General features: G+C 50.5%; 14 protein-coding genes. 2 read left to right on the top strand and 12 right to left on the bottom strand.

The features are described from left to right. The first annotated feature begins 53 nt into the window (after positions 1-53). Entirely contained in the window at positions 54-1,199 is a 1,146-nt protein-coding gene (locus tag LPB67_RS09825) for an OmpA family protein (protein WP_262836984.1), read from the top strand. Between the two features lie 100 nt (positions 1,200-1,299). On the opposite strand, the gene LPB67_RS09820 is transcribed toward LPB67_RS09825, so the two are convergent. The 11 genes from LPB67_RS09820 to LPB67_RS09770 form a co-directional block, all read right to left on the bottom strand. Beyond that, the gene (locus LPB67_RS09820) at positions 1,300-1,425 is read right to left on the bottom strand and encodes a hypothetical protein (RefSeq protein WP_262836982.1); all 126 of its coding nucleotides are present in this window, start codon (positions 1,423-1,425) and stop codon (positions 1,300-1,302) included. A 209-nt stretch (positions 1,426-1,634) separates the two neighbouring features. Continuing rightward, positions 1,635-2,288: a hypothetical protein gene (locus LPB67_RS09815; protein ID WP_262836981.1), complete on the bottom strand. Its 654-nt coding sequence runs from the start codon at positions 2,286-2,288 to the stop codon at positions 1,635-1,637. Positions 2,289-2,423: 135 nt separating this feature from the next. Then, positions 2,424-2,939 carry a hypothetical protein gene (locus LPB67_RS09810; protein WP_262836979.1) on the bottom strand — a complete coding sequence of 172 codons (516 nt, stop codon included), beginning with the start codon at positions 2,937-2,939 and terminating at the stop codon, positions 2,424-2,426. A gap of 727 nt (positions 2,940-3,666) precedes the next feature. Further along, entirely contained in the window at positions 3,667-5,178 is a 1,512-nt protein-coding gene (gene glpD / locus LPB67_RS09805) for a glycerol-3-phosphate dehydrogenase (RefSeq protein ID WP_262836978.1), read from the bottom strand. Positions 5,179-5,224: 46 nt separating this feature from the next. Next, on the bottom strand, positions 5,225-6,850 hold the full coding sequence (locus tag LPB67_RS09800) for a GGDEF domain-containing protein (protein ID WP_262836977.1): 1,626 nt from the start codon (positions 6,848-6,850) through the stop codon (positions 5,225-5,227). A 126-nt stretch (positions 6,851-6,976) separates the two neighbouring features. Then, positions 6,977-7,774, bottom strand: coding sequence for an SAM-dependent methyltransferase (locus LPB67_RS09795; protein ID WP_262836975.1), 798 nt, complete (start codon positions 7,772-7,774; stop codon positions 6,977-6,979). Between the two features lie 20 nt (positions 7,775-7,794). Continuing rightward, positions 7,795-9,552 (bottom strand): GGDEF domain-containing protein, encoded by a 1,758-nt coding sequence (locus LPB67_RS09790; protein WP_262836973.1) that lies wholly within the window; start codon positions 9,550-9,552, stop codon positions 7,795-7,797. 15 nt (positions 9,553-9,567) lie between these two features. Further along, positions 9,568-9,783 carry a hypothetical protein gene (locus tag LPB67_RS09785; protein WP_262836971.1) on the bottom strand — a complete coding sequence of 72 codons (216 nt, stop codon included), beginning with the start codon at positions 9,781-9,783 and terminating at the stop codon, positions 9,568-9,570. A gap of 225 nt (positions 9,784-10,008) precedes the next feature. Beyond that, on the bottom strand, positions 10,009-11,130 hold the full coding sequence (locus LPB67_RS09780; RefSeq protein ID WP_262836970.1) for an SMP-30/gluconolactonase/LRE family protein: 1,122 nt from the start codon (positions 11,128-11,130) through the stop codon (positions 10,009-10,011). A 132-nt stretch (positions 11,131-11,262) separates the two neighbouring features. Continuing rightward, on the bottom strand, positions 11,263-11,781 hold the full coding sequence (locus tag LPB67_RS09775; protein ID WP_262836969.1) for a hypothetical protein: 519 nt from the start codon (positions 11,779-11,781) through the stop codon (positions 11,263-11,265). Positions 11,782-12,097: 316 nt separating this feature from the next. Further along, positions 12,098-12,562 (bottom strand): group I truncated hemoglobin, encoded by a 465-nt coding sequence (locus LPB67_RS09770; RefSeq protein WP_262836968.1) that lies wholly within the window; start codon positions 12,560-12,562, stop codon positions 12,098-12,100. 648 nt (positions 12,563-13,210) lie between these two features. On the opposite strand from LPB67_RS09770, the gene LPB67_RS09765 reads away from it, so the two are divergent. Beyond that, a complete protein-coding gene (locus tag LPB67_RS09765; protein ID WP_262836967.1) occupies positions 13,211-14,941 on the top strand; it encodes a sensor domain-containing diguanylate cyclase in 1,731 nt (576 codons plus the stop codon). Between the two features lie 70 nt (positions 14,942-15,011). Here the strand turns inward: LPB67_RS09765 and LPB67_RS09760 are convergent, their stop codons facing one another. Continuing rightward, a complete protein-coding gene (locus LPB67_RS09760; RefSeq protein WP_262836966.1) occupies positions 15,012-17,372 on the bottom strand; it encodes a putative bifunctional diguanylate cyclase/phosphodiesterase in 2,361 nt (786 codons plus the stop codon). Between the last annotated feature and the right edge of the window lie 3 nt (positions 17,373-17,375).

Below are 17,375 nucleotides of genomic sequence, written 5' to 3'. Positions count from 1 at the left end.
AAAGCGACTGTTGACCTTTAACTGTTAGCAGGTTTCTTTGAATGGAGAAAATGATGAAATTACTCAAACAATTCGGCACTCTCGGCCTTGTCGGCTGCACTATGTTGACCAGTCAGATCGCACTCGGCGATGATGAGTTTAACAACCCAGAGTGGGCAAATTCAGCATGGTATATCGGTGCCGGCATCGGTAAATCACGCGCCACCATTGACGATAAAAGAATCATACGCAGCCTGATGGATAACGGCGCCAGCAGCGTCGATTTTCGTTCCAATGACCGCGATACCGCGTATAAACTTTTTATGGGCAAGCAACTGAACCAAAATTTTGCGCTGGAAGCCAGTTATTTTGATCTGGGGAAATTTGGTTTTAACGCCGCCACGACCCCTCCGGGAACCCTCAACGGTCAAGTCGGTTTTAAGGGCGTCAGCCTTGATTTACTAGGTCAGATTCCGCTCTCGGAACGCCTGTCCGCGTATGCCCGCGCCGGTGTGAATTACGCCAGAGCCGATGCTCATTTTAGGGGCGATCGCTTATTTGCCGTGACCAATCCCAATCCCTCCGAGCGTAAGCTCAATCCCAAACTAGGTATCGGACTTGAATATAAATTGTCTGAAGCCCTGGCGGTGCGCGGAGAAGTAGAACGTTATCGACTCAATGATGCGGTCGGCAATCGCGGAGACGCCGATTTTTATTCTGTGAATCTGGTCTACAAACTGGGGCGACCTGCGACGCGCGCACCCGTTGCCTACGCACCGCAAGCCGCACCGACACCAGCGCCCGTCGTGATGGAACCGGCACCGCCAGCAGCGCCGATGCCAGCACCGGTACCAAGTTCGGAAAAAGTCACATTTGCCGCAGAAGCCTTATTTGATTTTGACCGCTCGCTGGTGAAGCCCGAGGGCAAAGCCAGTCTGGATGACATGCTGAATAAACTGCAGGGGATGAATACCGAAGTCATGGTAACGGTCGGCCATACCGATTCCGTGGGTACCGACGCGTACAACCAGAAATTATCCCTGCGCCGTGCCGAAGCGGTTAAAGCTTACCTGGTGTCCAAAGGGATCGATGCCACCCGTATTTACACAGAAGGAAAAGGCAAAACCCAACCTATCGCCGACAACGGCAGCAAAGAAGGACGCGCCAAAAATCGCCGCGTCACAATCGAAGTTGTGGGTACGCGTACGGTAATGAAGTAATACTGAAGCAAGCGATAACAAAAACACGCCCGGGTATGTTGTACCGGGCGTGTTTTGCTATTGATTGAGAAACTCATCATCGTAAGCTCACATGGTTCGATCACTGCGGCCAATAAGCACTTGATGGGGAAACCTTGAGAAAAACACCTTGATGTGCCGTGATTTTTAAAACAAAACCCGCAATGCTGGCGCGCTTTCTGGCGGCTTTTTGCGCCAGAAAGCGCATGGAGCCTATGTAAATAGCTACCAGTTGCAATCTGACCTGACATGGTGTGTCAGATCAAGAGCGGCTGAAATCGGCACATTGCTGTCGCTCGCGGTTGTCGAACGTAGGTCTAGTTGGGACTGAAAAGAGATGGTCACGACTCGAAAATTTGATGTTTTAACGTTTGACTTGACCGGCGCACACGAAGCGCATGCGCGTCGAAGAACCTGTTATGTCGGATGCCTGAACTGGGCCACAACGCCCTCCTCGAAGATCTCAAGAAGCGTATCCATTGATAGTGAGGTCATGGTTATCGCGTTCTTGTGCTGCGACATTACCGGCAAGCTGGCGAGGTCGAGAACGAACTCGCCCTCGTGTACGAACTTGCTTCGCAGGTTATAAAGGAACTGAGCAACGTGCTTGATCGATTTCGCCGGCTGCTGATTAAAGGTGACGACCTTTAGCAGTTCCGCCTGACGAGAAGGCGCGAGGCGCTCGAAGAAGGCGACACAGCGGCGAATTGAGCCAAACGTGCTCTTGTATTGTTCATGAAGTACCTCCAGCGCGGCCCGGTCCGGGATCGGAAATACCTTGTCGGGATGGCATTGCAGCCAGTCATAGAAGTCCTGATGTCGCTCACCCGACATGGATTCAATGAGTGAGAAGAGCGAAACCAGCTTGAATGAGTTTGTGATGTAATCGACAACGGGATTTGAATTATCGACGTCAACATGCCAATCTCCCTGCTTGACGAGAAAGAGGTAATAGGACCCGACGCGCAGAAGCTCGTCTTTCTGTTCGTCGGTAAGCAGCGAGTAAAAGGCGTCGAACTGTTCGCGCGTGGGAAACTGGCGCGCCAATGCAGCCGCAGCGTATTCCTTCATATACGACTCTCGTGCTAGGTTCGGCAGACGACGGTCTTCGGGCGGTTGATTAGATTCTTGCAACATAACGTTTGACATGAGGGGCGGCCGACAACTGGCGAAGCCAGATGTTGGACGTCCCATCGATTGATGGGGTTAGCCCTTACTCTGCAAGAAGGGCTTGAGTGAAAGGACTCTATAGCCGCCGGCGCTGCTAGTGGTCATAGGGAAAGTTCCGACCACGAATATTCCTGCGAAGTTGGTGTCGGGCAGAACCTGTGTCGACAGAAGTTCTTCGAGTCGCTCCGCCGAGGTGACGCCGGGCGGCACTTCGATGAGAAGAGCCGTGTTCGCACCGTAGGCCTTCTTTGCCTTCTCTGCAACTCGCGTGGAGACGGCTGAGGCAAGCGACTTGTCAGGATTCTCTCCCCACCAACTAGCAGGAGCATCTGGCGCATTCTTCGCGCCTTTCCAAAGGAACTTCGCGTGTCTTCCGTCGTAGTAGGCAGCCGTGATCTCGATGAACAACTCGCGCCCTCGATAGGAATAGACGAGATCAGGGGCACGATCGGCTCTTCGCAAGAATATGCATGGATCGCCATAGGCGGCACTGATCCACGAAGCGAACCGATCGCCGACGCCTTGCTCGAATTGCTCTTGGAGTAGATCCATGCTCTGAGGGCTAACTTCAAATAGGGTGAAAAAAATTCCGCCTAACCTGGCGGTCCGTCCGTCTATCCTGGCTAGGCAGTTACTTCATAACCTTTGCCCGGCAATGCTTTCAACAATATACTGCAAATATACGCAGTACTAAATAACCGGGAAAGGCGGACAGCTTCCATGAAAGCCTCGCAGTTCACTTGCGCGGCATTTTCCAAACAAGCCAAGGTGTTCAGTCGCCTCAAAAATTGTCTGTGTGACAAGCGCCATAGCTTACGCACGGTTTAAGCCTATGTCTACTGGATTCGATGGTATGGCCACTTTGCTCCTATGCGGACGCTCAACAAATTCATGTGTCCGTCCGAATTGGGCACAACTGCGGACTTTCACGATCTGGCACATCCTGTAAGATCGAGTCACAACTTGTACACAAAGAATAGTGCGCCTTACGATAAGACATCCACTGCAGGTCACGCATCGAAGTTACGGTGACGGATTGGGTTTGCTTATCATCTACCTGAGCGAAAGATGTTTCTGCCTGCATTAGAAGGAGTGAAGCAAGGAGCAGGCAATTTTTGATATTGAACATTTGTAAATTTTAAGTAACACACCATCTCAATTGCCAAATATTACTCACTATGGCGATCTTCATTTTTAGATGGAGTTAAAAACAAAAGCTAAGCGGCCAGAGCCAATTTTTGCTTTGGGTGTGATGCCCGTCCAGAAACAAGCTGGATGCTCAGGCTTGTTGTATCCATTGGTCGAGAATAGCTAAAGCCTCCGGGCCATTATGCAAACCGAGTTTAGTACGGCGCCACAGTATGTCTTGCGCCGTACGCGCCCATTCATGCGACAACAGATATTCGGCTTCGGCTTCGTATAAGCCTGCAACGATCTGCTGTCCCATGGCAGCCAGAGAATGGCGTCCCTCCAGCAGCCGGTGGATACGCGTGCCGTAAGCGCGGGCGTAGCGCGCCAGCAGTGTCGCAGGCAACCAGGGATAGTCAGCGGCCAGGGCGCGCATGAACACATCGAATTCCAGTACAGCACGATTCTCTGGCTTACTGCTAAAGATATCGCCGCCCGGCAGGCAGGCATCCGCAGTCCAGGCTGTTTTGCGCGATTTTTCGCCTGCGATCACCGGTGCCAGCATATCGACCGCCTCTTCCGCGAGTTTGCGGAAGGTGGTTATCTTGCCGCCGAAGACGGTCAGCATAGGAGCGCCGCCGCCCGATAATTCGAGACGGTAATCGCGTGTAATCGCCTTGGCATCGACACTGCCGTCATCGACCAGCGGACGCACGCCCGCGTAGGACCACAGCACCTCGTCCGGCTTGATCGGCTGCTTGAAATACAGGCTGCTGAGCTGGCACAGATAATCTATCTCGGACGGTTCAATCGCGACCTGGTTGATATCGCCGTGATAGTCAATGTCCGTGGTGCCGATCAGGGTAAATTGATCCTCATAAGGAATCGCAAACACGATGCGGCCATCGGGATGCTGGAAGATGTAGGCATAGGGGTGTTCAAACAAGCGCTTGACCACGATATGGCTGCCCTTGATCAGGCGTAGCGTCTTGCCGGCCTGCTCAGGCGCGACCATTTGCTGGAATTGGGCGGCCCAGGAACCGCTGGCGTTGACTAAGGAGGCTGCGCGCACTTCCGTGAGTTGGCCATCCGCGCTGCGCAATTGCGCATGCCATTTGCCGTCTTGCTCGCGTGCCGATTCGCAGGCGGTACGTGTCAGTATCGTCGCCCCGCGTTCTGCCGCATCCATCGCATTCAATACGACCAGACGCGCATCGTCCACCCAGCCGTCGGAATATTCGAATCCCCTGAGCAGATGCGGTTGCAGCGGAACGCCGGCCGGATGCTGCCTGAGCTGGATGGCGCATGACGACGGCAATAGTTCGCGTGGTGCCAGGTAGTCATATAGAAATAGCCCAACGCGCAGTATCCATGCGGGTCTCAGCCCTGTCATATGGGGCATGACAAAGCGCAGCGGGGTGATGATATGCGGTGCCGAGCGCAGCAACACTTCGCGTTCGATCAGGGATTTTCTGACTAATCCGAATTCGTAATACTCAAGATAGCGCAAGCCGCCGTGGATCAGCTTGGAAGATGCCGATGAAGTATGCGAGGCGAGATCATCCTTCTCGCACAAGACCACCGATAAGCCGCGTCCGGCCGCATCGCGTGCAATTCCGGCGCCATTGATGCCGCCGCCGATCACCAGCACATCGCAGGTCATTGTGGTGGTGGGGGCAGGCTGAAAATTCGTTGAAGCTGACAAGTAACTAGACCTTCTCTACGCGATTACGTCCATTGTGCTTAGCACGATACAGTGCGCCGTCAGCACGACCCATCATCGCTTTGAGGTCGTCCCCTTGTTGAATATCCGTGACACCAAAACTCATCGTGATATGCAAACCGGCCGCGATACGTTGCCAGTCATTCGCCTCGATCGCTTTACGGATACGTTCGCAAGCTTCCATTGCCTTGGCCGTTCTATCCAGCACCAGCGCGAACTCTTCACCGCCAATGCGGGCCGCCAGATCGCCGGAGCGCAGGCAGGATTGTATCAAATGACCGACTTCGCGCAATACTTCGTCGCCGATCAGATGCGAATAATCATCGTTGACCTTTTTAAAGAAATCGATATCGCACATGGCGAACGCAATATTACTCACCCTGCCGGTCAGGTGTTGATGCATTTTTTCTTCGAGGGCGCGGCGATTCGGTAATCCGGTCAAGGTGTCTTCATGTACCTGGACCCGCAGGGTGCGGTTAAAGTCTTCCAGCTGATCGACCCGCGTTTTATGTACATTCGCTTCTTTTTGCGCGCGCTCCAAATCCATTTTGGCAGCAAAAATCTGTGCACTGATCTGGGCGCGCTGATCGCGCGATTTCAGCGTTACGCTATGAAATTCCTTATACGCTTTGAGCGCCGCGGCAAATTCCTGATTGGCTTCATAAGCGGTCGATAAAATCTTTAGCAGATCGCCCATGTAAGAGTAATTGCCGATACGCAAAGCCGAGTCGCGTGCTTCCAGCATGCACTGAATCGCCTCGGCGATCTGCCCCATATGCAATAGCAAGGCACCGATCCGGACTTTGATATCCAGTTCTTCTTTGGCAAAACCATGTCCAGAGGCGCTGGCCAGGCCGACTGCCAGCTCTTCCAGGGCGACGCTATAGAAACCGCGCGCCTCCAAAGCATGGGCGAGCGTCTCGGTCGCCAGCAACTGCGTCCTGAGCAAGGAGCCGCTCTGCGCATGCACCAGGGATTCGCGGGCAAAGCGGATCGAATCGTCCAGCATCTCCACTTTGGGCGAGGCATTGGCTTCGTGCAGCGCCTCAAAATACATGACCAGATTATCGGCCCAATTATTTTTAACCCTTGCCATCGCATCCTGATCGTTATGCAGCTGGCATAACTCCAGCGCCTCCGCATACATGGCGATTCCGCGGTCAAACTGCTGGGTATAAGTAAAAATCAGGCCGAGCGTGATCAGGATCTGGGCAAATTTTTTGGGATTATTGACTTCGCGCCCGATCAGCAAGGCTTTTTCACCATATTGCAGGGCGCTGTTGGTATCGCCGAAGGTGACAAAAGTCCGCGCCAGGCCATGAAACACGTCGGCTTTTAACGATGCATTGTTGCTGATTTCAGCGAATTCGAGCGCGGCCTCAAAGTCGCGCACGGCGACCGGGTCGTTGAGCATGATGCGGCAATTGCCGACTTTGCAGTACAAATCCCCCAGCAGCTTGGGGTCGGCGTCCCGATCCGCCGTCCGGATCGCCTCCATTAAGACCTCGATCGTCCTGGCGGGCTGGCTCTCAATCATGGCATCGGTCTGCTGATGCAACATAGCCAAGGCGTTATTGAACTGAGTTTGAGGCAAATCGGCAGAGTGAGACAAAATGTGTACTCCAGTTTGTCAACAAGCGGAAGGCGTTTTACCACATAGTAAGCCAATCTCATCTGAGTGCTAAGGATTTTACAATTGTTTGCTATACCATCATTTTGTCCAATGCCTGTACGCGCCCTAAGCTGCCGCGTTCAGCAAATCCATCATCGCCTGATCGATTTTCATCGCTCTGGCAGGCGGAATCACCAGGGTCGTGATCTGCTTCAGATTGGCTTGCGGCAAGTCGCCCAGGCGCAAGCGATCCATGCGGGTTTGTTCCAGCGGATGCGTGGCCGCCTCATACAAAATCACTTCGTGATCCAGCGGATAATCGCGTGCCAGCTTATTTACCAATAATTGCAAACGTTCGGCATTGGTATCAAAACGCTTCAGGCTCAAGTCCCCGGCGATACCCGGCTGCCACAGGATCAGCAAGGCGCTAGGATCGATGCTGCGCTGGTAGATCATGAACTGCGTCGTCTCCATCGATTGCATGCCGTGTTTGCCCGGATCGATTCCCAGGTCGGCGACCAGGCAATCTTCCGCAGAAATCCCCGGCTCCATCTCGGCACTGAAGCCCTCAGCCCGCGCGTCGGCAATCGCCATGTGCGAGATACAGGCAAAAATACCGGGATGCCCATAAAATGCCGCACACACGTTTTTACCCGCGCGCAGCTCGGCCAGAATGGTGTCCGCCATACGGCGATAAGTATCGCGCCGGTCTTTACCCGCCTCATCGCAATCGGCGTAATAGCCGAGCAGGCACACATATTCTTTAGCGATATCCTGCAACCATTTGCGCGTGAAAATATTCGGCACCGCCGCTACCACGACATCCGAGGTTTCGATATAACTCTGGGCGATAGGCGTCAATTGTCCAGCCATGCGCATGCCGGTGCCGACGCAGACTAATTTTCCTTTTTTTGTATTTGGCATTGATTACTTTGATGTGGGTGTTATTGAAAAGCCGAAACGCGATTGCGTCCATCTGTTTTTGATACGTACAGCGCTTTATCAGCGGCTGCCAGCATATCTTCAAAACTGGTAGAGGCATGTGCGGCGCGGGTGGCGACACCGAAGCTTGCAGAAATCGGGAAGCGATAGCCGCTGGGATTGGTATCGATCTCCATGATGGCGACACGGCAGCGCTCTGCCAGCGCTACCGTCTCTGCTTCACTAGCGCCCGGTGCGCAGATCACGAATTCTTCGCCGCCGAGACGGCCGAACAAGTCTTTTTTTCCCAGCAGCGTTTTGATTTTCTCTGCCACAGTGCGCAACACCCAATCACCGACCGCATGGCCGAAGCTGTCGTTGATACGTTTAAAAAAATCCATATCGAACAAGATCACACTAACCGCCGCATGATTCGACTGCATCGCCTGCACACCGCCGGCAATAAAGTGAGCGCGATTGCTGATCTGCGTCAGTCCATCAATTTGCGCGGTCTCACGGAATTGATTTTTTTGCTGCCAGATGCGGATCAGCCATGCAGTCAGGATCAGTAACATGACCGAGATCAGCGTCACCAGCAAAATCAGGTTTTGATTATTGCGCTTCTCCAGCTGACGCGCAATTGCCAGGGTTTTGTTTTTTTGTTCGAGCAAACTCAGCTGGTTTGCCTTGTCCTGGCTATCGTATTTGACGCGCTGATAAGCGAGATTTTTATGCAATTGATCGTCGAGAATTTTGTCTTTCAGCGCGAGGCTGGTGTCGTAGTATTCGAGTGCGCTGGAGAATTGACCTTGTGCGCGTTTGATTGCTGCCATGGTTCTGCTAGTTTTTTCTAATAATTGAACAAGATTTCTTGATTTCGCCTGTTGATAAGCTTGATCAGCAAAATGTTCTGCTTGATTTAGATTGCTCAATTTCAGATATGCGCGGGCAATACCTTCCTTTAACTGAATTACATAATCAGAATTTTCGTTTGTTTTTGCAAATTCAGTTAATACTGTCAATCCTGTTTTCAAACCTTGCTCAGTTAATCCAGAATTTACTGAGTCGACGGCATCTAGTGCTTTCAACATAAGGGCAATTGCTGCAATTCCATTTTCCTGACAAACTTGAATCGCCATAGGTAAAGCAGCTTTCGCTAAATTACGGGATCCCCTCAAAAAGTTAATTTCAATTTCATTACTACTCCCTAAACATGTCGCCAATTTGTTAGATCTATTTGGATCTATTAGATACATACGTTGAGCATACAAAATAGCATCATCATAGGCATGCAAAGACTTAAACAAAGTAGCTGCAGATTGCAACATACTTAGCTTTGCTTGCATATCCGATATTTGGGGTAACAGAGATATACTTTGATTCATTGCACTCAAAGCGTTCTCATACTCACCTTGATTTGTATATGCGTCAGATAACTCATATAAAAATTTGACTTTGCTATCTATATCAGAAACTTGTGCAATATAAGATTGAATCAATTCGATTCGATCTCTATGCATACCACTAAAGCCCAGCCATGAAGCTTTGAGAAGATAGTACCTATCAGTTTGCTTGGGAGTAAAGGTAGGTCGCAGTTTTTCAAGTCTAGCAAAAGTATCAAATGCTTTTTCTGGAGCTGAACCTAAATATTGAGTAGCTAAATTAAGTAGCTCATTATTTGAATTTGGTTCGTCGGAAGCAGCAATTGATGAAAAAAGGAGGGCAATCAAAAAAATTAAATTAGTAAATATAGAATTAGCATTTAACTTTAAGTTCGCCACGAGATTTTGCTTTCTTTAAGCAGCAAATTGAGGCATTTGAATAGCAGGAAGAGTATCTTCGTGAACACCAATCAACTTTGCAACTCTCTTTTTATCTCCAGAAATAAACGCTTCTTGTTCATGATCACTTAACCCAAATTTTTTCATCGCGCCTTTCGGATCTTTTTTGTGCGCTTCACGCGCTGCTGCATCTTTATCCAGAATATTCAGGTAATCCAATAATTTAGACATAATGACTCACTTTAGTTGTGGAAGAATGAATGTGTTACAGCAGAGAATTTTATAGCGTTTTGATATAGTCAAGCCAAGTATTTTTGACAAGTTTTGCTTTGCATCAAGTTAAATACCACTGCCTCGCGTTTTGGCAATGCATTTGTCTCGACAATGCAGATGAAAGTGTTCTCTTAAGGCAATCTGCGCTTTAGAAAATTCCGTGATGCCTGTTGTTCTGCCGCGTCATTTTTTTGCCAGCCAGGCGATGCTGCGGGCGCGCAGGCTCTGGAGATACAGGCGATCGGCGGTTTCGGTGACGCCGGAGGTTTCTGGATAGGCGCCGCTGGGGTCTTGCATATCCTTGAGTACTTTGCCGGTTTCATCGAAGGCAATCACGTGGCCGTAATCTTGCGGCACTTTCCACATTGAGCGCGGCAGCCGCAGGACCAGCGAGCGCAACCACGGCTTGACCGACATTTTGTCGAAATCAGCGCTGCGCGGTTTGACGATGCCGACCCACAATTTGCCATCGGTGCCGCGCATCAGGTTGTCCGGGAAACCCGGCAAATTATCCAGCACCACTGAGGCCAGTTGCGGATTCGGAGGATTCTGGAGTTGCAACTTATCCGCCAGTATTGAAAGCTTCCATACGCGATAACCGGCGGTCTCGCTGACGAACAGATGCTGTTCATCCTGGCTGAGCGCGATGCCATTGGAAAAACAGAATCCATCGGCTAATACGCGGGTACCCGCCGATGCCGGATCGTATTCAAGCACGCGTCCGGTACAGGAATGTTCTAAAAAATCGAGCATGCTGGCATTCAGCACGCCGCCAAATGCATTGACGCCAAAACGCTGTGTCGCATCGGTGAAATAGATTTTGCCATTTTGGGCCACCACTACGGCATCCACAAACTGCACTGGGACTTGATTAACCTGCGTGACCAGATCACTGACTTTTTTGTCCTGATCAATCATGAGCAAGCCGCGTGACGGCATGGCGACGATCATGCGCCCCCTGGCGTCAAACGCAAATCCTAATACGCGTTCGCCCATCGACATCCAGGTGTCAAGTTGTGAACCGTCGGGCTGCATACGCAAGATCGCACCGGACGCCACTGCCGCGTACAGCTTGCCGTCAGGACCGGGCAAAATATGCTCGGGGCCGGATTCGTTGCCGAGGGATATGACCTGTAAGCCAGACAGTTCGTGGTTGCGGGCATGGGCTCCGGTATAACCGGTATAGGGCGGCGCTTGCCAAGCGACAGGCTGGATCGCCACGGGGGCAAACAGCAGGTAGGCAAGCACTGCGAGCAGCAGTAGGAAGAGACCGATGGTGCCACGTGTAAGTATTTTTTTGAGCATGATTTGTCTGAGAGTGTGTAGTCAGGGTGTCTTGGTAGATGCAATGAGAATGACTGGTTTGTCGCTAATCACAATGGTTGTGCTAAACCGATAGCGGTTCTGGCATGCCCGGCGCGCATGTGCGACCTGGAATTACTGCGTTCTGCAGTCGTCAACATCCAGTTGGGAGTCAAAGGTGCGCAACCAGGTTAACTGCAGGATGCGGGCGTCGCTGCTGGCACGATGGCGTGAGACGTGCAGCTCTTCCTGAACGCGATCTTTGGTGGCATGCCAGCGCGTCTCTTGCTCATTCGAGATGATTTCACGCAGATCGGCCAATTTAAAGCGCGGTACTTTTTGAGCGGCATCGAACAGGCGTGCCATCCAGACGTAGTCTTGCGTCCAGCCATCCGTGTAAACGGTATAGCCGCTTAAAAAATAGTTCAGCTGGTCAGCGACGTAGATGGCAGAGCGGCCACGCTCAACCAGAATTTCACGCGGTATATGGTGCACCTTGGCGGCATCAAGGTCCCAGTGATTCCAGTCATCCTCGGGACGGATCAAGGTGCACCAGCCCTCACCATGCCGGCCGGAGAAGCCGACCTCGATGGGATAACTGCCCTTACCAAATCCTGATGCTTCAAAATCAATAATGATGGGCACGGTCATCATTACAAGCTCCTGTCTGGTAGCTGGTGCTTTAGCTTCGCTGTTAAAAAGCAAAACCGGCGAATGCCTGATGGGCGCTGCCGGAGGTATTTTGTTGTTGCCCGTTTTACTTGGAATATAGACCTGCTATCGTCAAATAACAGGCCAAAACCGCAGATGCGGCTTCATTTTGCGCTATTTACATTGCTTTGCAAGCCATATTCATCGTTTTTGCCGACACAACAACAGTCGACGTTGATGTTTGTATCGTGACAAGCAATAGCTCGCTGTATTGTCGTCGGACTGCTTAAGGTGGGTTCGGGTTCGGATGCGCCTTGATTCACTCCTTTGCAACTCTCGGCGCCACAATGTCTCTCTTCATCGGCGCCAATTTGGCGAGCAATTTATTTTGCACCGATGATGGAATCTGGTGCTTTTCCATCGCGATTTGTAAATCCTCGACCAGGGCATTGAATTGACTCACTGTGATGCCCAATTTGTCGTGCACCAATTTCATATCGTCGCCGGTGTAGTTGCACGGACCACCGCCGATGACACAAAACTGCTCTTTAAGTAATTTGCTCAGGCGCTTGATATTGGTTTCTTTGAACGAATCTTTGATGCGCGCATCGGCCAGTATCAAGACCATCAGGTCGTCCACGATCAGGTTGATGCCAGTCTCGCTGCCGAGCGCCCGATACAGGGCATCGGTACCGGTTTGCGCGGAATTATCCGGCGCCGCTACGAGCAAGGGCAGGCTGATCAATAATGCCTGCAAGGTTTTGTATAGAGGCGTATTGCGCATAACATGATCCGTGTACTTACTTAGTTATCAACTTAATTGCCGACTTGCAGTGACATATACCAAACCGCGTTTCTTGGGATTAAAAATCGTCATGTCAGCCTAGACTGATATGCGTTGCGGTGCTATCAATCAGATACGGAGTCGGAAAATTGCCTGCGACCGCATTCAATGCGGCACCCGGACAGCCGTACTCAATAAGCAATTTAAGAATAAGAGTAATCTGGGATGAGTCATCGCTTGTTTTGTAATTTTCTCAACGTACGGGTACATGAATTTAGTTTAAGCAAATAAAGGATGAGATTTCAATAAAAAATTTTAAATGAATCTCCGCCATCTGGTATTTACTTTAACAACGCTCTGCCAAAAAATACTGGATATGCTGATGGTATTTCCTACCATGTTTAAGCAAGCCTCTTTATATTGTTAAGTGCGCATACATTTGACGCTATTCAGATACTATCTCAGGTTGGCGCATCAAGTCAGGTATATCAAATGAGGCTGTTGCCGAACTGGGTCATGTTGAAGCAATTCACGACCGAAGCGATGCTAATTCAATTTTTGGGCAATAGAAAAAAAGTGAAAGACCTTTACCGATAGCGGCAGGGTAATTCAACGCACTTGTCGGATCGTCGCCAGGAACCTAAGGAAATGAGCAAGTCCTCATTACGCCGAGAGCTGGTCGTACCAATTACCGTGCTGGTGATAGGCGTATCTGTAGCTATTGCCTGGGTATCGATGAAGGCAGGTACTGATGCGGTTCATACCTTGACTCAAAGAATATTGATTGATATGGTCAACCGTATCAGTAGTGCAACTGAACGGCACCTCGATAGTGCATTGATTGTGCTCGAATCGGTTGCGCCGGATCCGAAGAAACAACCGCAGACGCAAAACTTCTCAGACGATCTGCATAACCTGGAAGACAAATTATGGGCTGCCAGCGGCTTGTTCATGGATGTGAACAATTATGTTTATTACGGCGGTGCAGATGGCCGCATGATTGGCGTGTTCAGGATCAGAAACGATTTTGTCGAATTGTATTGGCATGAGCCGAACGCTCCCTTGCGTCAGGTGTACAAAGTAAAAGCGCCTGGCGATCGCTCCGACAAGCTCCGTACGGATCAATATGATCCTCGCCAGCGTCCTTGGTATCAATCTGCTGTGCAGGCAACTCAACCCATATGGTCAAAAATTTACAATGACTTTACGTCTGCTGAACCCACGATCACTCTGGCAAAAGCGATCCATCGGCAAGACCGCTCCTTGGCTGGCGTGGTAGCGACTGATGTGACTTTAAAAGTCTTATCCGATTTTTTGCGCACTTTGGACATCAGTAAAAACAGCGTTGCTTATATTATCGACAGCGAAGGTTATATCGTCGCTACGTCTGGTGAAGAATCGGCGGTGAGGCGGGTAAATGGCGTACCTGAACGCTTGTTGGCGTCTGAGATGAAGTCGCCATTGATTAGCGAAACTTATAAAAAAAGCGATTACTGGCAGAGAAAGATTTTGCAGGACAACAACGCCATTTCTTCTACTCAGCAGTTGCAGCTGGCGATCGGCACGGTAGATGTAGCGGTTTCATCTTTGGGAGTCCGGCAGGGATTGAATTGGTTGACGGTAGTCGCGGTACCGCGCTCTGATTTTATGAGCAGTATTAATCAGGGATTTTTCCAGAGTCTGGTGATTGCGGTTGCTTGTGTCGTATTTGCCCTGACCATAGGTTTGACGATAGTCGACCGGGTGATTCGCGATATCCGTAAATTGACCAGCGCTGCAGAAAAGTTTGGCGATGGGCAGGCTTTGCCAGAGCTGCATATACGACGCGATGATGAAATCGGTATCCTGGCGCAAACCTTGATTGAAATGGAAAACAAGCTGCGTTTCGATAAATTGACCCAGGTCGCGAACCGCGAGTCTTTGTTTGCGCAAATCAATTATCTGCAAAAGAATGCGATCAATAAGGCCTATGGTTTAGAGGTATTTACCTTATTGTTTGTTGATCTCGACCGCTTTAAAGACATCAACGATAATCATGGTCACGATGCCGGCGACCGCGCCCTGGTGATTATCGCAGCGCGTCTGAAAGCGGCAATCCGCGACACCGATACCGTGGCTCGCTACGGTGGCGATGAGTTTGTTTTGTTATTGAAAGATACCAAGAACTCCATTGACATTCATAACATGGTCGAGAAAATTTCCAGTCTGGTAGAGGAGCCGATTGCGCTAGACGACGTGATCGTCAGCGTCGGGGTGTCGATAGGCTGGGCCAGTTATCCCGAGGATGGCGAAGATTATGTGCGACTGATTAAGATCGCTGACAGCCGTATGTATAAGCGCAAGCAGGATCGTAAAACCACGCAGATACATTTAGTCTGAGATCCTTTATCTTCGATTGCCCATTGCGCTACCGTGTATGTATCTGCGCATACTTTGTCACCAGCGGCGCTCAGCTTTGCGCAGATTCCCAGATGTGCAACCATGTCAGGAACTGATCCGATGGCATAGGTTTACTGATGTAGTAGCCTTGTGCCTGATCGCAGCCCATCTCCTTGAGTAAACTCATTACCTCCTTGTTTTCTACCCCTTCGGCGACGACCCGTAGTCCCATATTGTGACCAAGATCAATGGTCGATTTGACGATCTTGGTGTCGTCAATATCCTGCTCCATTTTCAGGACAAATGATTTGTCAATTTTGAGTTCGTCAACCGGCAGACTTTTCAGATAGGCCAGCGATGAATAGCCGGTGCCGAAATCATCGATCGATAAATCTGTCCCCATCGCATGCAGCCGTTCCAGGGTATTTTGTGCACGCACCGGATCATCCATAATCGCGCTCTCGGTAATTTCCAGACAAAATGCGGCAGGTGTGATGTGATGGCGTTCCAGGATATCGGCAAACTTATTCGGTAAATCCTGGTCCATCAAATCGCGGGTAGAGAGATTGACCGACATCTTCAATTGGTGACCATCGGCAATCCAGCTGCTGCAAACCCGGGCAGCTTCGTTCAATACCCAGCGCGTCAATTGCCGGATGAAGCCGGTTTGTTCGGCAAAAGGAATAAACTGGTCCGGGTAAATAAAGCCGCGCTCAGGATGGATCCAGCGTATCAGCGCTTCGACTGCAATCACCTTGCCACTGTCGAGCGCTACTTTAGGCTGTACATACAGGCGAAAATTTTCCTGTTCTAAAGCTGTTCGTAACTCACTCAGCAGCGACAAACTTTGCTGGCTGGTTTTGTCAATCTCCGGCATATATGTGACTGCGCCGCTGTTCGCATGCTTGGCGGCGTACATCGCGACTTCAGCGCGGCTCAGCAAAGACTCTGCGTCATTGGCGTTGTCCGGGAAACCGGCAATACCGATGCCAGCGCCCAAGTCAACGGTTTGATCTTCAATCGATATCGGTTTTTCCAATGATTGTAAAATTCTTGTAGCAAGCTCTTGAGCTTCTTTCAGCGAAGAATTCGGTAATAAAACAGCGAATTCGTCGCCGCCCAGTCGTGCCGGCTTGGTGGCACCCTGACCAAGTTCGTTGCTGAGCCTGAGGGCTACCTGTTTGAGTAATTGGTCGCCGAAACTATGGCCCATCACGTCATTCACATGCTTAAAACGATCCAGATCCATCATCAATACAAAACAGGCCTGTTCTTTTGCCTGTGCCTGCTTGATCGCATCTTGCAGCATGCTGACAAACAAAGCGCGATTCGGCAAATTGGTCAGTGTGTCCCAGTAGGCCAGCCGTCGGATTTCTTTTTCGCGATTGGCAATGCCGTCGCGCATCGTTGCGAAGGTTTGTGCCAGATCCCCGATTTCATCGTTCCGCTTTACCGTGATCGCGGCGGTATAGTCGCCAGCGCCCAACCGTTTGGCGGTATCGGCTAATTGACGCATAGGCCCGGTGATTCTTTTTGTCGTGAGTACGCTGATGACGCTGGCGATAAACACACCCAATACCGTGAGTATCAAGAGATTTCTTTGTAATTTTTTATACGGTGCAATCGCTTCACTGACCGAAATCTGCAGCACCGCCACGGTCATCAGCTCGGCATTTTGAGCGAGCTTTAAGACGCGCGCACTGTAATCTTCATCGCCGATTTTCAGATCGGCGATGAGTTGACTTTTATCGCTGATTCTCGGAACTATTTGCGCCAGTTGTTCAACTTGCTCGCGGTTCAGGGTCGATACGCCGGGTTTCCAGTTGCCGTCGCTTTTGCTGGTGAGTAAGCTCACTTGCATTGCCGATAGCTCGCGCATATCGGCAACAATTTTTTGATCAATGGGAATTGCCATGACAACCCAGGCAATTCTGACTGGCGCTTTGACAGAAATCATCACCAGTTGGTAAGGATGTCCCTCAACGATGGCGGTACTGGACGCACTGCCGTTGTCTGATTGTTCAGCTTGAACAAATAGCGGTAATAGCGCTGACGCGGTATTGTCTGTCAGGGAATTATTAGTTGAGGCCGCCGTTGTTCTATCTAATCTGAGCAACATAGAAAAGCTGGCGCCAAACCGATTGCCCAAATTATCCAGTGCAGAGACAATGGTCTCAGTATCATTGGTTGCGATTGCTTCCCGGAAGGCGAATTCGGATGCGAGTACGCGCGCGCCCTCAGTCAGTTTTTGTTTATTTTGTTCGAGTAAGTGGCCAAAAATTTTTTCACTTATTTTGAGTTCTTCCCGGATCGCCGCACGTGCATTACTATCGATAGCATTACGAATAGCAAAAAAACCCGCCAGCTGCACTGCGAGAATGAGAACAATAAATAAGGTAACGACACGGCTTTGAAGGCTATGCAAACGCATGAA

It is taken from the genome of Undibacterium sp. Jales W-56 (assembly GCF_025548535.1).
Classification (GTDB): Bacteria; Pseudomonadota; Gammaproteobacteria; order Burkholderiales; family Burkholderiaceae_D; genus Undibacterium.
This window is presented reverse-complemented; position numbering and strand designations above follow the sequence as displayed.